The organism is Providencia burhodogranariea DSM 19968 (assembly GCF_000314855.2).
Classification (GTDB): Bacteria; Pseudomonadota; Gammaproteobacteria; order Enterobacterales; family Enterobacteriaceae; genus Providencia; species Providencia burhodogranariea.
The window spans coordinates 38734-58967 of sequence record NZ_KB233225.1; the positions used below are offsets into that span (position 1 = coordinate 38734).

The window sequence follows — 20234 nt, forward strand, 5'->3', positions numbered from 1 at the left end:
TGCTTTATTTTCATTTATGACAATCATCTTTTTTTCGACACAAAAACGTCATTCAACTGTCATCTAGCTCGATTAGCATGCCTGCCATTATTCGAAGTTACTCAATGTTTAATATTTTTATATTGGCAAGGAAAACGATTATGACAGGTCATTGCATGAAATCTATTTTAGCAGTTGCTGTAAGTACAATGCTTTTTGGTAGTGCTATCCCTGCATATGCAGCGACACCAACAGATGCGGTTTCTGAAAATCGTGCAGCACAAGGCGATATCACAAAATTTGGTGGTGCTCGTCGTGTTGCTCAAGAACAAACAGAGATCATGAAAGCAGCTCTGCACAATGGACAGGCAAAAAATGTAATCCTATTTATTGGCGATGGTATGGGTGACTCTGAAATTACTGTTGCACGTAACTACGCGGAAGGTGCAGCGGGCTTTTTTAAAGGTATCGATGCATTACCGATTACTGGCCAATATACGCATTATGCGTTAGATAAAAAGACGCAAAAACCTGATTATGTAACGGATTCAGCTGCTTCTGCAACTGCATGGTCTTCAGGGGTTAAAACCTATAACGGCGCATTGGGTATTGATGTTTTCGGTAAAGATCACGATACCTTGATTGAAATTGCGAAACGTAACGGTAAAGCGACAGGTAACGTTACAACCTCCGAAATTCAAGATGCTACACCTGCGGCTCAGTTCTCGCATGTGACCGGACGTAAATGTTATGGCCCTGAACAAACTTCTGAGAAGTGTGCAACGAATGCCTTAGAAAATGGCGGACGTGGTTCTATCTCTGAGCAATTGCTGGTTACGCGTGCGGATATTACTTTAGGTGGTGGTGCAAAAAGTTTTAAACAAGTTGCTACCGCGGGTGATTACAAAGGCAAAACGCTAGAAGAGCAGGCAAAAGAGCGCGGTTATAACATTGTTCGTGATGCCAAATCATTAGAGGCGATTACTGTCGCTAACCAAGACAAACCCGTACTTGGTTTATTCCACGATGGGAATATGGCAGTAGCGTGGGAAGGGCCAAAAGCCACTCATTACGGCAACATTAATGATAAACCACTTGAATGTAAGCCGAATTCTAAGCTAGACCCTAATGCACCAACACTGGCTCAAATGACAGAAAAAGCGATCGACCTGTTACAAGCGAATCCAAATGGTTTCTTCTTACAAGTTGAGAGTGCATCTATCGACAAACAAGATCACAATGCTAACCCATGTGGACAAATCGGTGAAACAGTTGCACTGGATGAAGCTGTACAAGTTGGTTTAGAGTTTGCGAAAAAACATGGTGATACGCTGGTTATTGTCACGGCTGACCATGCTCACTCTAGCCAAATTATCCCTGAAGGGACCAAGTCAACTGGGCTGACACAAGCCTTAATCACAAAAGATGGTTCAGTGATGGTTGTTAACTACGGTAACTCAGAAGAAGATTCACAAGAGCATACAGGCTCTCAACTACGTGTTGCAGCATATGGACCACATGCTGCAAACGTAATGGGTCTGACTGATCAAACAGATTTGTTCTTTACCATGCGTGATGCCATGGGACTGAAACAATAAACCAACCCTGTAAGTTAAATCCTCCGCGATAGGATGTCACGGGGGATTTTTTTACTTTATGCGCTACACATATCAAGTTTCATCGCTTATGTTGGAAATATACTATTTACTCAGCGTATTTAACTAACGTGGTTTTCGATGACTGTCATCATCTAAATCGAGTTATTCAATACGGTTAGCTTATAAACCACCAAAAGAACACATTCATCATTTCTAATCTAAATTAATGCTCTCTTACATTAACTCTTTTGCGTTACTTTACCGTTTCAGGTATAAAAAATCGTCATGTGTTTATATTAGATTGATTGGTATGGCTATAGAATCGCTTAAATCAGCCTTTCTACTTTATCTTCAAGGTGTGTGCATTACTTTTCAACTTGCATGGCAGGTTTAAAAACTTGAGTATGGTGTTTAGCGTTCCTGATTAGATTATTTTTATACATATCAGGTAGTCTCATTTATTGGCAAAATGCACCAAAAATTATTTAAATCTTAGGGTGGCTGGCTTAACTTTTTGAAAAATAATGATAATTATGTATAATGAGACAATTAAGCCTAATGTAATATCACCTTGAATTACTCAATTTTCTTTTATCCATCAGGTTAAAAAGACAACTCTCTTCACGTTAATTAAGCTCATACTGTTTTAACAACTGTTGTCACGAATATAACAAATACAACACCATAGGATTTCAATGTTAGAACTTTTACATCTTTTATCTTCAGTCGCATTGCTGGTTTGGGGAACACATATTGTTCGTACTGGCATTATGCGCGTCTTTGGTGCCGATTTACGTCGTATCCTAGGGAAAAGCGTAAGTCGAAAGTCGAGCGCATTTCTTTCTGGCGTAGGTGTAACGGCACTGGTACAAAGTAGTAATGCAACCGCATTGTTAGTGATCTCTTTTGTTTCTCAGGGGTTGATTTCGCTCGCACCAGCAATGGTTATCATGCTCGGTGCAGATGTGGGAACAGCGTTGATGGCTCGAGTTCTGACATTTGATCTCTCATGGCTATCACCTTTGCTGATCCTCGTTGGTGTATCGACCTTTTTAAGTCAGAAAAAAAATAGAACCGGTCAAATTGGTCGCGTAGGGATAGGCCTCGGGCTTATATTATTAGCATTACAGCTTATCGTTGCATCGGCTGAACCTATCACTCATGCAGAAGCTGTTAAGGCTATTTTCAGCTCACTGAGTGGCGACGTGGTATTGGCTCTGCTGGTGGGTGCTTTGTTTGCGATGATCAGCTATTCAAGCCTTGCCGCTGTTTTGCTGACCGCGACGCTGAGTGCTACAGGATTAGTACCACTTTATATTAGCTTGAGTATTGTTATTGGTTCTAATATTGGTAGCGGTTTATTAGCACTAATGAGTAGTCGAGGGCAAAATGAAGTTTGCCGCCAAGTCGTTCTGGGTAGCTTGTTTTTTAAATTAATTGGCTGCATCGTGGTATTGCCATGGGTGACACCGTTAGCGAATTGGATAGGTGAATATAAATTTAATGAAGCGGAAGTGGTGATCTATTTCCATGTATTCTATAACTTAATTCGTTGTCTATTGATGCTCCCTTTTGTCGGACCAATGGCTAAATTGTGTAGTAAACTTTGTCCAATCGTTCCTTCAACAGAGCATGAAACTGCTCCTCGTTATCTGGATAAAAGCGCATTAGAAACGCCGTCACTGGCTATTGCCAATGCGGTGAGAGAAACCTTACGGCTGGGTGATGTACTTGAGTCGATGTTACAACGTTTTATTGATGTGCTTAATGGCAATAAAGAACAAAAAAGAGAGATCAATCGATTAGAAGAAGAAGTGGATATGCTGCATAGCAGTATCAAGCTTTATCTTGCTCAGTTGCAGCAAAGTGAGCTAAGCGAAGAAGATTCAAGACGCTGGGCTGAAATTATTGATACTGCATTTAACTTGCAACAATCTTCAGCCATTATTCATCGCATGACTTCTGAGGTAGTAAAAAAATCGATTGATGATCGTCGCTCATTTTCTGTTGAAGGATATAAAGAACTTCATTCATTACTTGAGCGCTTACAAACAAATTTAAACCTTGGTATGTCTGTTTTCGTCTCCGCTGATATTGATAATGCAAAACGTCTTCGCCGAGCAAAACACCGTTTCCGCTTAATTAACCAGCGATTTGCCTATTCACATGTTGAACGATTACATGAGCAAAATATGCAAAGTTTGGATACCAGCAATTTACACGTTAGTTTGTTGGGGGATATGAAGCGGTTGAATTCATTATTTTGTGCTGTTGCTTACCATGCGCTGGAAGGTGTTGCTGAAACTCGAAAAGATCAGCAGGGTTTAGAAAATGAAAAAAATAGCTGAGTGATACGCTTTATTTTTATCTAGTCTTAAGCAACTTGAATTATGCCATGTATAGTCTGGATTAATCGAAAATACGGGCTGTTATGTGTCATCGATTCAAGTGTTATCGACTGAATAATTTGAAATGAAAGCGTACGGCTGAGTTATATTAAATCGTTATTCAATAGAGCAGTTACCTCAACAAAATAATATTGTATTTTGTTAAAAAATAGATATTATTGATAATAATTATCATTTGTATTATTGAGGTAGCTTATGCCAACTAGCGTAACAAAAAGCACTTATCTTCGGCGCACTACAGCTGGGTTATGGGGTGTCTTTGCCGTTATTTTGTTGAGCGTAATTTATCTACTCAGTAATATGGGGTTAAATAGCCTTAAGATTGTCACCATTGTGACGATGCTGACTACCGCCGCAATGTTGTTCAATCGTGGTTCTCGGCGTTTATTGATTGTTCCAGCGGTGATTGCGTTGTTATGTAGTCTAGTCGCATTGGGGCTACAGCATAATGCGTAGTACAACCTGATCAATATTGCTTAGCATTTAATTTATGGTCAGGGGTGAGCGGCTAACTCAAGGTAATGCACTGTTGTTGTTTAATTTTATTTATTGGTTAGATAGTTTAAAATTATGTTGAATGAGATAAAGTTAAACTCATTCAACATAATTATTTAGCTTAATTTTGTAAAAAACGGTAACTGGAGCGTTCATCCATCTCTAACATTAAGTCTGCGGGTCTGCTTTCATTTAACACTTTTCTGACATTTGGCCCATCTGTAGATAAATAAAATGCTTCTGCTTTTTCAAGGGATAATCCGCCTTGAACTTTACGCGCGATCAAACGCTGAGTTAATAATTTTTCAGGGGCGTGAATAAAAATACTTAAATCACAATATGGCTGCAATGCTAGCCATTTAGGATCGTTTAGGAGTAACCAATTACCTTCAATAATTACAATTGGTGCCGTGACAGTAATCGCATGTTCAATTGGATTGTGTAATTTACGACTATATTGTGGCCAAGTTCCGTCTTTTTGGCATATTTCTTTGATATTTTTTGCAAGCTTTATGATATCAAAGGTTTCAGGTGCACCTTTTAATGATTTTAATTGATGAGCTTCTAACCAATCATTGTAATGGTGGAATCCATCCATGGGCAAAGTTTGTATTGATGGTAGCTGCATGGTTGAGTATTCATCGTGTTGACACAAATATTCCCAAAACGTTGTTAATGTTGATTTACCGGTTCCTGGCGGTGCACTCAAAAATATAATCGTTCTTTGATTTTTAGATTTTTTATGTAATTCAGCAAATTGCTTAAGTATTGGAAGGTGAACTTGCTCAATTTCATCATCACTAAAACTGACGGGTACTGATAACCCGTTAACACTAAGAGTCACATTCATGGATTCAATTCCTGTAGGATTTCCGTTACTGCCAGTGTGAGTGTTGTTTTTAGCATTTGGATAAATCGTATATCAGAGTAGATAGCAAAATCTGCAAATTTGATTCTTTTTAATCCAGAAAATAATATTTCATTATTAGTGATTGCATTGATATTGCAGACAAAATCCCATGTCATATCACTTAAAAAATCGACATCGTTATTTTGCTCTGATAGATATTCATGGAATTGCGAAAAGCTAATGATATCGCTGTATAGCCACTTGTCTATTTTACCTAACGCATAAATAAGTCTCAGTGATACATTGATGTCATCTAAAGGCCCACTCCGTGCAAGTAATGGCTTTACTGCATATTCGAGGATTTCCTCATCATTATTGACGAAGAGTGAAGGTAAAAATTTATGTATCCCCTCCATTAACATATTATTAGTGGTACTCATAAAGCTGGATAAAGTATCTTGAGCTTCAAGTTGTTGTAATATGTCGTCTTCAGTCAGTCTGGTCATTAGCTCTTTATCATTCAATCGTTTTTGTTTTCACAGTCTGCGGATTTTTGGCCAAATTTATCCTACATCATAATCAGTATAAAAAGGCATAATGTATTTTTGATTATTATTTCCTTGTAGTGTAAACCGTTTTACCATCCCTCGATATATTCTTCATACTTCAAGTTGCATGGTGTGCTAATAACATGAAACTAGTCGAGTCACATAGTGTATGTATGCTCCTCGAATAGCCTCATTTTATTCTTTGCTATACCTCAAATGATGATGAGCGTAGACATGTGAATTTTATCGATAATGTTGAGAGCTAATTATATTCGTCGTTCGTTCTATCCCATTGATCACTAATGTTTGAGTTGTAATGGTATGCTCATTTTGAGAAATACCACGTAGTAAATCCCCTGAGGTGACGCCTGTTGCTGAAAAGAGAATTTGATCACTTTTAACTAATTCATCTAATTCATAACAATGGTTGATTTTTACATTCATTTCTTGGCAGCGCTGATACTCGCTTTGTGCAATTTTACGTCCGTTTTCACTATCACCTTTTGCTTGGCAGTAATCGATCAATTCAGCTTGCATATCACCATTCATTGCTTTTACAGCACAGGCAGTAATTACGCCTTCTGGTGCGCCACCAATGGTATACATCAGATCAAATTCATTATTTCTCTGACAAGTCAAAATACTTGCTGCTACATCACCATCTGCAAAAGCGAAGACTTTAACACCAAGGTGTAACGCTTCCTCGATGTCTTTTTTTAACCTAGGTTTATCTAAAGTGACCATTCTAAGGGAGGATAATGGTTTATTTAAAGCTTGAGCGATACGATTTAAGTTCTCCGACAAAGAAAGTTTGATATCAATGCAGCCTTTCGCTTGATGACAAACAACGAGTTTTTTCATGTACATATCAGGTGCATGAAAGAGTGTATCTCGCGGAGCAAAGGCGATGACGGCCAAGGCATTACTTTGCCCCATCGCCGCCATTCGAGTTCCCTCTATCGGGTCAACGGCAATATCAATGGCTATTTCTTGACCATTTCCGACTTCTTCTCCAATGTACAGCATGGGAGCACAATCTATTTCACCTTCACCAATGACAATTTTACCTTGCATTGGTAATGTGTTTAACTCCTCTCGCATCGCGCTTACGGCTAACCCATCAATAATGTTTTTATCGCCACAACCAACCTCAGGCCATGCAGCAAGAGCCGCCTTTTCTGTTACCCGGAAAATGGGCCAACTAAGATGTTGCATTACACGCTTTCTCCAATATCAACACCAAAATGTTTTAGTAAGTAATGCTCTGCTTGTTCATTCCAAATTCCATGCGTTTCAGCAACAAGGTAAGCTAACTCTTTAAATAATGGGTCGGTTTTACCTTTTTCAGCAAAATCAGTAATCGCTGTTAATGGCATTGTGACACCGTTATAAATAAGTTTTTTACCGCCTGGGATATTTGGTAGATTAAGTAAAGTTTCAGGTACGGCATCTAACCCACCAATATGAGTCACCATGAAGGAGGGTTGTATTATTCCTGTTTCACTCAATTTAATAGCATCTTTCATATCTTGTGTTGAACCACCTGAAGTTCCTACTATATGGGTACTTCCGTAGTGAACGTTGTAGAAATTAAAAGGTACTTTGAAGTTTTTATCGGTAGGACCTGCAAAAAAGTTAAGGCAACCATCTTCACCTAAAATATTATCTGCAAGTTCTATAACGGATGGAACGGCAGCATAAACGAAAACATCATCAAAGCCTTCGTTATCTGTAATATGCATTAACTCTTGCTGCGGATTATCCAGTTTTGCGCTATTAATATAGTGCAGCTCAATTCCCTTACTCGCGGCTAGTTCTTTTGGGAGTAGTTTTTCTGCTTGAGCTAATCGTGTTTCATCAATATCCACAACCACGATTCGTTTGGGCTGAATACCACCATTGATAGCATAGTCAATAGCACCAATGCCCATAGGACCCGCACAAGCAAGTAGCGCAAGGTTTCCTTGTGGTTTAGTTCCCATTCGATGCTCATAAACATATGGCGTTGTATGATAATTGGCGTTATAAGCTCCGATGATGCAGCTCATCGGTTCAGCTAAAGAAGCCGCAGCAAAATACGAACCTTCATAAGGTAAGACGCAATCTAAATTAATAGCGATTTCAGGAATGATCATATAAGTGGCATTCCCTCCGAAGTATTCATAGCTATAACCGGCTGAATAACCACTAGGTAGTCCCATAGCTGGTTGTAGTACGAAGCGTTGACCTTTGTGATATCTATTTTGTAAGTTCTTACCAACTTCGACGATGATTCCTGCGCATTCATGACCTGCAATGATTGGGTGTTCTTCTAAATTGTCTGGGACACGTTTATGTTCACTTCCTAACATGGCTGCTTTCCAAGTTGAAAGACAGATGCTATCGGAAATCACATTAACTAATAATTCATTATCCGTAATTTTAGGTAATTCAAATTCACGGATACGGATATCACCTTTACCATAGATAGCTGCAACTTTAGTTTTCATTTTTATACTCTATTTTTTAAAAAATTATTTGGAAGTTAATCGATTAAAAAGCTCATCAAGTGTTGGATCGCCTAGATAGTTTTTAATTAATATCAGAGGTTTATCCGTTACAAGCTTGACTCGACCTTCAAGATTGGCGTGAGTAATAATGATGTCAGCATCTGCAGGAACATTTTCGATAGAGTAGTGCTTAACATAAATAGTCAATCCATTCTTCTCAAGTCGTTTGCGAAATGTGGTTGCCCCCATAGCGCTTGATCCCATACCTGCATCACAAACAAAAGCTATATTTTTGATGTCTGAAGATTTGAATGAACCAGCTTGCTTCATTGCTTTAGAGTTATTGGCTGATTTTGCAAATTGGTCATCTGTTTCTTCATCAACACTTTTACGTTCCATTTTTAAAATGAAGGCAGTAACAATAAATGAGACGAGAGCGCCGACGGTAACACCTGATATTGTGGCAAGGAAAGAGCCTTTAGGTGTTAACGCAAGGTATGCAAATATAGATCCAGGGCTTGGTCCTGCGACTAGCCCACCATCTAAGAGGTTAAAGACGTAGATACCTGACATTCCACCTGCAATCATGGCGATTAAGGTCAGTGGTTTCATTAATACATAAGGGAAATAAAGTTCATGGATTCCCCCTAAGAACTGAATAATCATGGCTCCCGGTGCAGATTTTTTACTCATTCCTTTACCAAAAATGGCAAATGCAAGTAGTAGACCAAAGCCAGGGCCTGGGTTAGACGCCACCATAAAGAAGATGGATTTTCCATATTCGGAAGCTTGTTGCATACCTAATGGATAGTAGACGCCTTGATCGATAGCATTATTTAAAAATAATATTTTGGCAGGTTCATTAATTACTGACAGTAGTGGCAAGTAGCCTGTTTTCACTAATGCTTCGATACACTCTTTAACGAAGTTATTTGCAGCTAATACGGCAGGGCCAATAACCTCAAAAGCTAAGAGGCATAACAACATACCTGCGATACCAATTGAGAAGTTATTAATCACCATTTCAAAGCCGGCAGGAATACGTTTTTCTAATGCCCTATCAATATGTTTGATAACCCAGCCACCGAGTGGTCCCATTATCATTGCACCGATAAACATAGGAATGTCAGCACCGACAATGACACCGATCGTACCAATCCCACCCATTACTGCACCACGCTTACCACCAACGAGTAATCCACCAGTGGAACCAATCATCAATGGCAATAAATATGTGATCATGGGTCCAACGAGTAGTGCAAATTTTTCGTTTGGTAACCAACCCGTAGGGATAAATAATGCAGTAATAAAACCCCAAGCAATGAATGCCCCAATATTAGGGATCACCATTGCTGTTAAAAAACCACCGAATGCTTGAATATTGGCGCGTGTAGACTTGTTTTTCATAGTGGTAACCTGTCTTGTTTCTTACTGAAATTCAGAGCTCGTTAATATATCCACGAGTTGTTGTTCTGACTGGGCATCTAACAGTGCTTGTAATGATTCTTCTTCACTGAGTAATTCACTTAAAATTTGAATAACGCCAATATGTGCATCAGGATCGATTGCTGCTAGTCCAATTAACAAACGTACAGGCTGGTGGTCATCACCAAAATGAACTTCGTCTTTGAGAAGAGTTAGTGTTAAACCTGTTTTTATTGCACCGAGTTCTGGCCGCGCATGTGGCATTGCAACATATGGGCAAAGAACATAATACGGGCCATTTATTTGTGTGGATTGTTTGATAGCGTCGACATATCCTTCGGTGACATAGTCGTTGTTGAGTAAAGCTTCCATAGAAAAATCTATTGCTTGCTGCCAGTCTTTGGCAGAAGATTTAATCGAAATCGCAGAATTAGGGAAAAAGTCAATTAATCGCATAAAGGGTATTCTCTTTGTTATTTTCTGTAGGGAGTTGTGTGACGAAATTAAAATACGATTAAAAATTTTTTTAAGCAATGGAGTGATTTTTGTGAAAACAGAAAAGCACTACAATATACTTAATTGATTCATAAGTTAAAATATTTTGTCAACTTAGTTATTGTGATGCAGTTAACATAAATTAAGTTGATAATTGATGATTATTTTTGACATTCATCACGATAATTTTTACTGTAAATATTGTTTTTGTGATCTTTGTCTTTTCTTTGCTATCAGGCTATCAATCAACTTTAGGTAATTGTTGGTTAATTATTCACGTAAGGCGCACCGCTTAAATTTTATTGTTTTTCGTTTCTATCTCGATTTTTTAAAATAAAAGCAAGGTTATTTGATAGATATAAGCCTATCAATCGATGTTGGAATTATAGATGATTGATGTTGTTGTGAATCACTACGATTTACGGTGTTTACTTGATTGAAAATAGATAATTATCAGGAGAATAAGCGGTAACAGTGGTACGAAAGGGGGGGCTTGAACACCCACGTCTGAAGGACACTAACACCTGAAGCTAACGCGTTTGCCAATTCCGCCACTCTCGCAATATAAGACTTTGTCTTATATTGATAATACGCAGAAAAATTTAGGCTAATTTACTTAGCTAGCAATAATTTTTTATCAATAGATTCTTTATTGATGTAGAAACATGGATAAAAAAACGGCCAGCCTTAATTGGCTAGCCGTTTTTGTCACTACAATATAATGAAAATTAGCGTTTAATCGCTTCGTAAACTTTAAATTTACCGGTTTTTGCTAACATCACATGGCCGCCAAATGCTTTATCTAACATGTCTGGATAAGGCAAGAAGGCATTGGCAACAATACGGAAATGTCCGCCTTTTTTCAGGTATTTTGGTGCTTGTAAGATCATGTTCTCAACCGCACTGTAGCTGGTATTCAGCCCATCATGGAATGGCGGGTTGGAGATTATCCAATCAAATTTGTCATCAATATCAGAGTAAACATCGCTAGCAATCACTTTACCTTTCAGCTGGTTAGCTTCGAGTGTGGCAATCGATGAGGCGATTGCACTTGCACTCACATCACTTAGCGTTAATGTGACATCTGCATTATTTTTACCGATGACTGCCGCAAGCACACCGTTACCACAAGCAACATCAAGGACATTTCCACTGATAGGGCCATTGAATGTAGAAAGTAGTAAGTTGCTGCCCATATCGATTTCATTATGACTAAATACGCCCGGTAATGCGTGGATCTGGACATTTTCTTCTTCGTAGCGACGCCACCAACGAGCAATATCAAAAGTCGTTGGTTGTTCTAATTCGCCATAATAGAGCCCACAGCGTCTTGCCGAGTCAATCTTTTGCAATGTGGAGATGCCTTCCATAATCGATTCGGCACTTTTTACACCGCTACGGTTTTCACCAACGACAAAAATTTGGCTACCCGCAGCAAGGTAAGTGCATAAATCATCTAACTGGAAACACGCTTCTTGCTTATTTTTAGGCCAAAAATAAATTAACGTATTGCAAGGACGAACGAAGTCCGCAGGCGCAGTGGCGGAAAATTGGACATTTTCTCCAATCAGTGCATGCAAACTTTGCCAGCGATGGTATTGATTCGTTAGAACGCGTACACTTGCGGCGTCTAAAGTGGCGGCAAGTTCATCCTGAATGTCACCAGCCAAAATGACATGACGATCCGTAAAATGCTCAAGATGGCGCTGGATAACTTCACTAGCTGGTGTCAATAATGACATTATTTATCTATCTCCTAAAATACTCTTCGTATTCGAGCTGTTTCGTTGTGGGTCACATTAAGTGACAACTCGAATTTATTTGGCGTATACCTTACCAGAAAACAGAGAAATAGCATTGCATGTTGGCGCTATTAATCCCCTTTGATAAGATGTGGCTGTTAACAAGCGACTGGAATGAAACTAATGGCACGACGTGACAGGCTTTTAAAGCAAATGGGTATCACTCAATGGGTAGTGAGAAACCCTGCCGTATTACGTGGCGAGCGTGGTGTTAGGATCCCAGACTCAACTAAGCTTATTATTATTACTGATGACAACTTGAATTTAAATAACCCGCTGCTAAAAGATATTTTTCTTGCGATGAAAATTTATCCGAGTGATGTTGTTTGTATTAACTCGACGCAGCTGGCTATGCTCCCAACACCAATAACAATAAATTGTTGGGTTTTAGGTAGTCAATCCCACCTTGAAGGGTCAAAAATGACCTTTATTTCTCCTGCATTAGCTGAGCTGGCCGCCAGCAATAGCGCTAAACAGGCACTATGGAAGCAGATTTATCAATATGACGAAAATTTCAGCACTAAAGCAGTCTGATCTTGCTACTGCCTTCTTAATCGAGAAGTTAAGCCATGATTTTCCTTGGACTGAGCGAGTTTTTTATGGAAATCAAGGGGAAAGATATCATAACATTAAACTTTCTGTTAATAATCATATTGTTGGGTTTGCAATAACTCAATGTGTTCTTGATGAGGCAACGTTATTCAATATTGCAGTTCATCCTGATTTTCAGGGTAGAGGCTATGGGCGTCTTTTAATGGATCAGCTTATCAACGATCTGATTGAGAAAGATATTTTGACGTTATGGCTTGAAGTCCGTGAATCTAATGCTGCCGCATTAGCCCTCTATGATAAATTGGGGTTTCATCAGGCGACAGTACGCAAAGATTACTATCCTGCGAAGCAAGGGCGTGAAGATGCACTGGTTTTAGCATTAACGCTGTTTAAAGATGATATGTTTAAAGATAAGTAGGGTAGAAATAAGCTAATATTTTTAGGTGCCCCTTTCTGATAGAAGAATCTATGCTAATTTTCTATGCATCCAACAAGTCAAGTTGCCTATTGGCAACTTGACTTGTTCTGGGAATAGCGGATTAACTTAAAAAGTCAGCTTAATTTGTGCATTCACCATATTATCTTTGTAGTTTTCAGAGAGTACGCCGTCGTAACCAACTGAAATTTGTGTATTACCATTTATTTCAAAACTTGAGTTAACTTTAATGGTTGCTCCATCTCGTGACGCAGTGATACTGCGAGCCATAAACTCATTGCCACCACTGTTGAAACGTAGTTTTGCTTCTCGCTCAGGGTCATTATATTGATGTGTCCAACCTAGCTCACCGCTTAATTTAACGGAGTTTGTTTCAGTTAATGAAAATTTGCGGTCTGCACGTAAACCCATGGTGGATGATGATGAATTAATATGCTGTTTTTTACCTTGTAAGGAAGCTGCTCCACCTTTTTCTGTAAAGCTATCATTGTTGGTGCTTACATAGCTAACGTTAGCGAAAGGCTCTAAATCCATCACTTGCGTATTTATGGTATAACCAGCTTCAATAAATGCTTGGCTTGTCGATGAGTTATATTTAGCGTTGTTCTTATCCCTCTGGGCTAAATAGTGGGTAGTTCTTGATATTTCATTTCGATGCCAAGTTCGTCCTAAGCCACCACGCAGTGAAAGATCGCCTATCTGTTGACCACCATAAAGAGCAACATGATAATTATCGCTATCAGCATGCGCGTTATTTCCAGAGAGTGACGTTCGTGTGTAGCCAGTCGCTACGCCGAGTTTAAGGTTATTTTCATTCAATATTTTATCAAGACCTACTATCACGCCGTAGGTGGAAGCATCAAAACTTGTGGCATTACCATCATGAGATGCACGTGACCAATTTCCCAGTAATTTAGCCCAACTTCCGCTGTGGTTAAGTTGATAACTTTCTTGAGAGCGAATGCGTGAGGTTAAAGACTCTCTGAGTTGTCGGCTAGCATTAATTTGTTGTGATGCAGTATCTGCATAGATCTGACCTGAAAGCCCTTGGAATGCAGCTCTTGCATCATCTCCAGTTTGGCTTTTTAAAATACTTTCAAAGACCGGATTACCATTCGCTAAGCTATCCGCTGCATTTGCAACCTCTCGTTCATTAAACGTGAGTCCTTGACTTGCAAAGGCTGTTTTATTACGACCAACATTAAGGGTGATATCTGTAGGGCTGTGCGTCAGATAGGTCCCTAAGAATAAATAGTTTGGTTCTGCGTTATCAAATTGCCCTGAGATGCCTTTATCTGAGGTTAATATCTGATATTTAGAGCCAATTAAGCTATGAACATCAGTTAGAGAAAGAAGGTTTTGATTGTTTTCAAGTGAAACTTTTACTGTGCCCCCATTCAGTATTGTGATGCCTTTATTTTCGATTTTATCAGTAAGCCCATCAGTGGAAACTTCAACAAGGTAGTTTCCACCTTTTGAAAATACTAATTCATCCACAATATTAAGCGTTCCAATTGAGTGCCCTGGCGAAATGGTACTACCTTTATTTAAGGTTAGTTTCTGTATAGTCCCTTCGCCTGAAAGAAGCCCTTGGTCATTAATTGTCACCGCGGAATTGACTGAACCATCGACTAAGTCAAGCATACCTTGATTAACATTTAAGGCCGAATTCAACGAACCAGAAATGACTAACGCACCACCATTAACATTGGATACATCAGTGTATTGATTATTGCCCGCAAGAATTAAAGCCCCTTGATTGAGAACAATTCCGCCAAACTGACCATTACCCGTCAATTTTAATGTGCCATCCCCGTTTTTAATTAGCTTACCGGGGCCATTAATATCATTCTTCCACTCATCCCATGAGGAAAAATTAGCAATATCATATTGGTTGTTAGTTGGATCTTGGTTAACGACAAAAGAGTCATAAAAATAGGATGGACCATCATAGGCTTTTGGTAGATTAACAACGCCCCAATAAGAATCTGAATTCCCCTCTTTAATATCCCAACCGGCTAGCGAGTTTGTTGGATATACAGTGCTTGCGATAATACTTAACCACTGTTCATTATTGAGATAAGGAAAACGCAAACGTAATAAATATCCAGCAGTATCAGGCATTTCATTGGGTTTTATTAATGGCGCTTCAGTGGCTTCTTTTTTGTCATAGTAACCGACAGTATTATCGAACTCTTTTGCGTCTTTATTTTTTTGGACACAACTGCGTACATCAATTTGGCAAACAGTGGCGATATTGTTTCTTGTCTCTTTAGCAAGTTCGACAAAAGTTTCTGTTATTTGATCATCAGAGAGTAATTGAGCTAAAGTGAAATAATTACCTATCCTTGAAGCTATTGTGTCAGTGGCAAAATGAGCATCGACAATGACGCGACTTTCACCATACTCAATAGCTCTGGAAAAAATATCACCGCCACGTTCAGGAAAAAGAATTGATAATGTTACGGCTTGTCTATAGCCATTCCAAGTATGTCCACTTGGGAATGATGAACCAACTATATCGGTATAATTTTCAATATAATTACCGTTTTTATCTAGGACTTGATAAGGCCTTCCTCGGCCAAAGTGATCTTTGAGGATAAAATCGAATGAGCGAGTTTTGCGAGTATTTGTATCATAAGCGTAGGTAGCTTGTTTATACAGTGCTTGTAATTTAATAAACGATGCATCGTCGCGAACATCAATATTTTTTGCCTGTTCATTAAGGATGATATCGGCGAAACTATCATATACATAATCGTCAGATTGTGATTTGTCGGCAACTGCTAAGTCATAGCGTTCTTTTGATATGTTTTTATAGTTATTAGTGACTTGTCTATCCCACTCGGCAGTTTTTGAGCTTTTTTCAGGGATACGAGTGATAACCTTGCTTTTTAAATGGTCAAACCAATTATTTCGTTGCTCTAATATGCGATCTTGGGTTGTGTCTGTATCTGCGAATGCCAGAGAAATGCTGCCGTAGAGAATTGTTATTATACTTAATTTAAGAAAATTAATTTTCATGTAATGCCATCCCTTCATTTTTAGAAGGGGCTAAAATAAAGGCGTAATATGAAACTATGATGACGATCAGCTCGCTAAATGCTGATTATTAATTCTGAAATTGATGTGATAGGTATTGCGCTAAATATTGCTCAAGATTTTCAATAAAAACGCGTAAGTTTGCATTGCTTCTTGTACTTCGTGAATATACCGCATACACATCGGCAGTTTGGTACCATTGTGGAAGAATCTGTTTTAATTTTCCCGTTTTCAATTCGGGTAATACACTCCATAGTGATCGCAACAATATTCCTTCACCACTGATACACCACTGCTTAGCCACATCACCATTATTGACCATCAATTTACTGTTGGGAATAATCGTCATACTTTCTGCTTGTTGTTCTAATTTCCACTGCGCCGAGGCTTGATTACGCTCTTTAATCGTGATGCAAAAATGTTGTTTTTCAAGTTGCTGAAGATGTTCAGGCCAGCCATGTTGCGCTAAATAAGACGGGGATGCACAGAGGATCCGTTTATTTTCAGCGATCCGTCTCGCAATATAATGATCAGGAATTGCACCACCAATATAAATGTCCAAATCTATATTTTCATTGATGATATCAATAGCGCGATCAGTGAGCGTGAGATCAATACCTAGAAGTGGGTGATCAGCGCGTAATGTGAGGATAAAAGGGTTGAGATAGGCGCTCCCAAAACCCGTGCTACAACTGACTCTTAGTTCACCGCGGATCTCTTCTCGACACGCTTCCAGTTGATTGTGCATATTGTCTATTTCTTGTAATAGCAGCTCACTACTTTTTAGAACAATACGCCCCTCAGTAGTCAAATTAATGGTGCGAGCAGTGCGAAAAAATAGCGTCTGTCCAAGATTTTCTTCTAATAATTTAATGCGTTTTGAAACGTAGGCAGGCGAAACGAGAAGTTGCTCAGCAGCTCGCGAGAAACTCATCAAGCGGGCAACAGTTACAAATACTCTTATATCTTCTAATGCGGGTAACTTGTTCATGGCCTGTAAACTTAGACATTACACTTCGTGGCTATACTTTATCATAGCAACCCATAAACTGGCGGTATTACTCACTCATTTATCCCACTTAATATCACTATTTTGAGAGGTTCGTGACATGTCACAGTTTAATATTGCCGTTATTCCGGGCGATGGTATTGGAACAGAAGTCATCCCTGAAGGATTAAAAGTTTTAGAGGCAGCGGCAAATCAGCACCAAATTAAGCTCAACTTTACTCGCTTTGATTGGTCCTGTGAAACCTATCACCGCACTGGTCGAATGATGCCAGAAGATGGTTTAGAGCAATTAAAAAAGTTTGATGCAATTTTTCTCGGAGCAGTCGGTTTCCCTGGAGTACCGGATCATATTTCATTGTGGGGGTTACTATTACCTATTCGTCGTGCATTTAACCAATATGTTAATTTGCGCCCAGTTCGCTTATTTGATGGAATCAAATCTCCTTTAGCGGATAAAAAACCCGGTGATATTGATTTCTATGTGGTGCGTGAAAACGTCGAAGGCGAATATTCAGCAGTCGGCGGCATTCAGTATGAAGGTACTGAAGATGAAGTGGTTTTACAGCAGAGTATTTTTACGCGTAAAGGAACTGATCGCATTTTAAAATATGCATTTGAACTTGCCCAATCGCGTGACAAAAAGCATTTAAGTTCAGCAACTAAATCAAATGGCCTTTTTCACTCAATGCCTTATTGGGATAACCGTTTTGCTGCGATGTCGGAGCACTATCCTGATGTGAAAGTTGACCAATTTCACATTGATATTTTCGCTGCCAACTTGGTGAGAATGCCAGAGTTTTATGATGTTATTGTCGGTTCAAATTTATTTGGTGATATTTTATCTGATTTAGGGCCTGCTTGTACGGGAACAATCGCCATAGCACCTTCGGCAAACATCAATCCAGAAAAACAATTCCCATCGATGTTCGAGCCTGTTCATGGTTCTGCTCCTGATATTGCTGGGCAAAATATTGCCAATCCAATAGGGACTATTTGGGCGGCAGCAATGATGATGCAACATCTTGGCTGCCCTCAAATACATGACACTATCATGCAGGCAGTCGAATCTGTTATTAAAGAGCGTCAGCACTTAACGCGTGATATGGGGGGATCGGCGAGTACACAAGAGTTAGGACAAGCCATTACGGATGTTATTTTGTCTAACTAGCTTGTGAATGTCATTGAGCGAATAAAAGTTAAAATAACGTCAATCAGCCTAAGAACGATTTTCGTGTTACTTGGGCTGATGATGTGATGCATTGATTGTTTATAACACCAAGATCTGCGAAAATGGCCGTCAATTACGATTAACAAGACGGATTTGCTGAGCTAAGAGCCACATTTTGCCTCTCCTAATGCATGTACAAATCTGTATTCAGATGAAAAAGAACAGTTAAATGGCAGATCAGAATTTTCTACATGAAGTCAACGCGCGCAGGACATTTGCAATTATCTCTCACCCTGACGCCGGTAAAACCACCATTACTGAAAAAGTTTTACTATTTGGACACGCAATTCAACGTGCAGGAACAGTAAAAGGTCGTGGATCAAACCAACACGCCAAATCAGACTGGATGGAGATGGAAAAGCAACGTGGTATCTCGATTACGACGTCGGTGATGCAATTCCCTTATCATGATTGTCTGGTTAACTTACTCGATACTCCAGGACACGAAGACTTTTCTGAAGATACCTACCGCACATTGACAGCAGTTGACTGCTGCTTAATGGTTATTGACTCAAGTAAAGGGGTCGAGGATAGAACGCGCAAACTGATGGAAGTTACTCGTCTGCGTGATACGCCAATTCTAACCTTCATGAACAAGCTTGACCGTGATATTCGTGATCCGATGGAAGTAATGGATGAGGTCGAAAACGAACTTAAAATCGCTTGTTGCCCGATTACATGGCCTATCGGGTGCGGTAAATTATTTAAAGGCGTTTATCATTTACTGCGTGATGAAACTATTTTATATCAAACAGGGCAAGGCCATACCATCCAAGAAGTTCGGACTATTAAAGGGTTAGATAACCCCGAATTAGATAAAGCGATTGGTGATGAATTAGCATCTCAATTACGTGAAGAATTAGAGCTAGTAAAAGGTGCTTCTCACGAGTTTGATCACGATGCTTTCTTAGAGGGTGAGTTAACGCCAGTCTTCTTTGGTACTGCATTGGGCAACTTTGGTGTTGACCATATGCTTGATGGATTAGTGCAGTGGGCACCTGCGCCTCAAGCACGTAAAACGGATGTGCGTGAAGTTGAAGCCACCGAAGAGAAATTCTCAGGCTTCGTATTTAAAATTCAGGCCAATATGGATCCAAAACACCGTGACCGTGTTGCATTCATGCGTATCGTATCTGGCACGTTTGAAAAAGGCATGAAATTACGCCAAGTACGTACTAAAAAAGATGTTGTGATCTCAGATGCTCTAACTTTTATGGCGGGTGACCGTTCGCACGTTGAGCACGCTTACGCAGGTGATATCATCGGCTTGCATAACCACGGCACTATTCAAATCGGCGATACCTTTACTCAAGGTGAAGATCTGAAGTTTACTGGTATTCCTAACTTCGCACCTGAATTGTTCCGTCGTATTCGTCTACGTGATCCTCTGAAACAAAAACAGCTACTTAAAGGGCTGGTACAATTGTCAGAAGAGGGAGCTGTACAGGTATTCCGTCCACTAATGAACAATGATTTAATCGTTGGTGCAGTAGGGGTACTTCAGTTTGATGTGGTTGTTGCTCGTTTGAAGAGCGAATATAACGTTGAAGCGATTTACGAAGCTATCAACGTATCAACTGCACGTTGGGTTGAATGTGATGATGTGAAGAAATTCGAAGAATTTAAACGCAAGAATGAACAGAATTTGGCGCTTGATGGTGGAGATAATCTTTCTTATATCGCACCTACGATGGTTAACCTCAATTTAACTAGCGAACGCTACCCAGATGTAAAATTCCGTAAAACGCGTGAACATTAATTTCAACTAGTTTAGACTGATTACCGGACTCACTATTGAAAAATTATTTTTTGATAGTGAGTCTTCCTAGAGATATAATCCATTTTCGAATACTCTCCTCTTTTTTTGTCTAAAGATTG

At 39.3% G+C, this 20234-nt stretch carries 16 protein-coding genes and 1 tRNA gene; 7 read left to right on the plus strand and 10 right to left on the minus strand.

Going from position 1 to position 20234, the window contains the following annotated elements; all coding sequences use genetic code 11:
• The first annotated feature begins 140 nt into the window (after positions 1-140).
• From phoA to OOA_RS16145, 3 genes are all read left to right on the plus strand, one after another.
• A complete protein-coding gene (gene phoA / locus OOA_RS16135; RefSeq protein ID WP_008913235.1) occupies positions 141-1577 on the plus strand; it encodes an alkaline phosphatase in 1437 nt (478 codons plus the stop codon).
• A 695-nt stretch (positions 1578-2272) separates the two neighbouring features.
• Complete coding sequence (locus OOA_RS16140; RefSeq protein ID WP_008913236.1) at positions 2273-3925, plus strand: Na/Pi cotransporter family protein; 1653 nt, start codon at positions 2273-2275, stop codon at positions 3923-3925.
• 255 nt (positions 3926-4180) lie between these two features.
• Positions 4181-4441 (plus strand): DUF1435 family protein, encoded by a 261-nt coding sequence (locus OOA_RS16145; protein ID WP_008913237.1) that lies wholly within the window; start codon positions 4181-4183, stop codon positions 4439-4441.
• Between the two features lie 160 nt (positions 4442-4601).
• On the opposite strand, the gene OOA_RS16150 is transcribed toward OOA_RS16145, so the two are convergent.
• From OOA_RS16150 to rsmC, 8 genes are all read right to left on the minus strand, one after another.
• Positions 4602-5330: a nucleoside/nucleotide kinase family protein gene (locus OOA_RS16150; RefSeq protein WP_008913238.1), complete on the minus strand. Its 729-nt coding sequence runs from the start codon at positions 5328-5330 to the stop codon at positions 4602-4604.
• Positions 5327-5836 (minus strand): MltR family transcriptional regulator, encoded by a 510-nt coding sequence (locus OOA_RS16155; RefSeq protein ID WP_008913239.1) that lies wholly within the window; start codon positions 5834-5836, stop codon positions 5327-5329. Before OOA_RS16155 ends, OOA_RS16150 begins: the two co-directional genes overlap by 4 nt.
• Positions 5837-6121: 285 nt before the next feature.
• A complete protein-coding gene (gene glpX, locus OOA_RS16160; protein ID WP_008913240.1) occupies positions 6122-7093 on the minus strand; it encodes a class II fructose-bisphosphatase in 972 nt (323 codons plus the stop codon).
• Positions 7093-8367 carry a zinc-binding dehydrogenase gene (locus tag OOA_RS16165; protein ID WP_008913241.1) on the minus strand — a complete coding sequence of 425 codons (1275 nt, stop codon included), beginning with the start codon at positions 8365-8367 and terminating at the stop codon, positions 7093-7095. Before OOA_RS16165 ends, glpX begins: the two co-directional genes overlap by 1 nt.
• Positions 8368-8391: 24 nt before the next feature.
• Positions 8392-9774, minus strand: a complete 1383-nt coding sequence (locus OOA_RS16170) for a PTS mannitol transporter subunit IIBC (protein ID WP_008913242.1) — start codon at positions 9772-9774, stop codon at positions 8392-8394.
• A gap of 21 nt (positions 9775-9795) precedes the next feature.
• Positions 9796-10248 (minus strand): PTS mannitol transporter subunit IIA, encoded by a 453-nt coding sequence (gene cmtB / locus OOA_RS16175; protein ID WP_008913243.1) that lies wholly within the window; start codon positions 10246-10248, stop codon positions 9796-9798.
• Between the two features lie 514 nt (positions 10249-10762).
• Positions 10763-10848: transfer RNA gene (locus OOA_RS16180), tRNA-Leu, on the minus strand.
• Between the two features lie 167 nt (positions 10849-11015).
• Entirely contained in the window at positions 11016-12029 is a 1014-nt protein-coding gene (gene rsmC, locus OOA_RS16185; RefSeq protein ID WP_008913244.1) for a 16S rRNA (guanine(1207)-N(2))-methyltransferase RsmC, read from the minus strand.
• A 183-nt stretch (positions 12030-12212) separates the two neighbouring features.
• Between rsmC and OOA_RS16190 the strand changes: the two genes are divergently transcribed.
• Both OOA_RS16190 and rimI read left to right on the plus strand, forming a co-directional pair.
• Entirely contained in the window at positions 12213-12623 is a 411-nt protein-coding gene (locus OOA_RS16190; RefSeq protein ID WP_008913245.1) for a DNA polymerase III subunit psi, read from the plus strand.
• On the plus strand, positions 12592-13059 hold the full coding sequence (rimI, locus tag OOA_RS16195) for a ribosomal protein S18-alanine N-acetyltransferase (protein WP_008913246.1): 468 nt from the start codon (positions 12592-12594) through the stop codon (positions 13057-13059). The genes OOA_RS16190 and rimI overlap by 32 nt, the downstream gene beginning before the upstream one ends.
• A gap of 126 nt (positions 13060-13185) precedes the next feature.
• Here the strand turns inward: rimI and OOA_RS16200 are convergent, their stop codons facing one another.
• Complete coding sequence (locus tag OOA_RS16200; protein ID WP_008913247.1) at positions 13186-16101, minus strand: autotransporter domain-containing protein; 2916 nt, start codon at positions 16099-16101, stop codon at positions 13186-13188.
• An 88-nt stretch (positions 16102-16189) separates the two neighbouring features.
• Entirely contained in the window at positions 16190-17110 is a 921-nt protein-coding gene (locus tag OOA_RS16205) for a LysR substrate-binding domain-containing protein (protein WP_008913248.1), read from the minus strand.
• 118 nt (positions 17111-17228) lie between these two features.
• Here OOA_RS16205 and OOA_RS16210 point away from each other — a divergent pair, with 118 nt between their 5' ends.
• The gene (locus OOA_RS16210) at positions 17229-18296 is read left to right on the plus strand and encodes a tartrate dehydrogenase (protein ID WP_008913249.1); all 1068 of its coding nucleotides are present in this window, start codon (positions 17229-17231) and stop codon (positions 18294-18296) included.
• Between the two features lie 229 nt (positions 18297-18525).
• Positions 18526-20115 (plus strand): peptide chain release factor 3, encoded by a 1590-nt coding sequence (prfC, locus tag OOA_RS16215; protein WP_008913250.1) that lies wholly within the window; start codon positions 18526-18528, stop codon positions 20113-20115.
• Positions 20116-20234: the final 119 nt, after the last annotated feature.

Coding starts and splice junctions, on each gene's coding strand:
- phoA (WP_008913235.1), top strand. CDS start 141: ATGACAGGTCATTGCATGAAATCTATTTTAGCAGTTGCTGTAAGTACA.
- OOA_RS16140 (WP_008913236.1), top strand. CDS start 2,273: ATGTTAGAACTTTTACATCTTTTATCTTCAGTCGCATTGCTGGTTTGG.
- OOA_RS16145 (WP_008913237.1), top strand. CDS start 4,181: ATGCCAACTAGCGTAACAAAAAGCACTTATCTTCGGCGCACTACAGCT.
- OOA_RS16150 (WP_008913238.1), bottom strand. CDS start 5,330: ATGAATGTGACTCTTAGTGTTAACGGGTTATCAGTACCCGTCAGTTTT.
- OOA_RS16155 (WP_008913239.1), bottom strand. CDS start 5,836: ATGACCAGACTGACTGAAGACGACATATTACAACAACTTGAAGCTCAA.
- glpX (WP_008913240.1), bottom strand. CDS start 7,093: ATGCAACATCTTAGTTGGCCCATTTTCCGGGTAACAGAAAAGGCGGCT.
- OOA_RS16165 (WP_008913241.1), bottom strand. CDS start 8,367: ATGAAAACTAAAGTTGCAGCTATCTATGGTAAAGGTGATATCCGTATC.
- OOA_RS16170 (WP_008913242.1), bottom strand. CDS start 9,774: ATGAAAAACAAGTCTACACGCGCCAATATTCAAGCATTCGGTGGTTTT.
- cmtB (WP_008913243.1), bottom strand. CDS start 10,248: ATGCGATTAATTGACTTTTTCCCTAATTCTGCGATTTCGATTAAATCT.
- rsmC (WP_008913244.1), bottom strand. CDS start 12,029: ATGTCATTATTGACACCAGCTAGTGAAGTTATCCAGCGCCATCTTGAG.
- OOA_RS16190 (WP_008913245.1), top strand. CDS start 12,213: ATGGCACGACGTGACAGGCTTTTAAAGCAAATGGGTATCACTCAATGG.
- rimI (WP_008913246.1), top strand. CDS start 12,592: ATGACGAAAATTTCAGCACTAAAGCAGTCTGATCTTGCTACTGCCTTC.
- OOA_RS16200 (WP_008913247.1), bottom strand. CDS start 16,101: ATGAAAATTAATTTTCTTAAATTAAGTATAATAACAATTCTCTACGGC.
- OOA_RS16205 (WP_008913248.1), bottom strand. CDS start 17,110: ATGAACAAGTTACCCGCATTAGAAGATATAAGAGTATTTGTAACTGTT.
- OOA_RS16210 (WP_008913249.1), top strand. CDS start 17,229: ATGTCACAGTTTAATATTGCCGTTATTCCGGGCGATGGTATTGGAACA.
- prfC (WP_008913250.1), top strand. CDS start 18,526: ATGGCAGATCAGAATTTTCTACATGAAGTCAACGCGCGCAGGACATTT.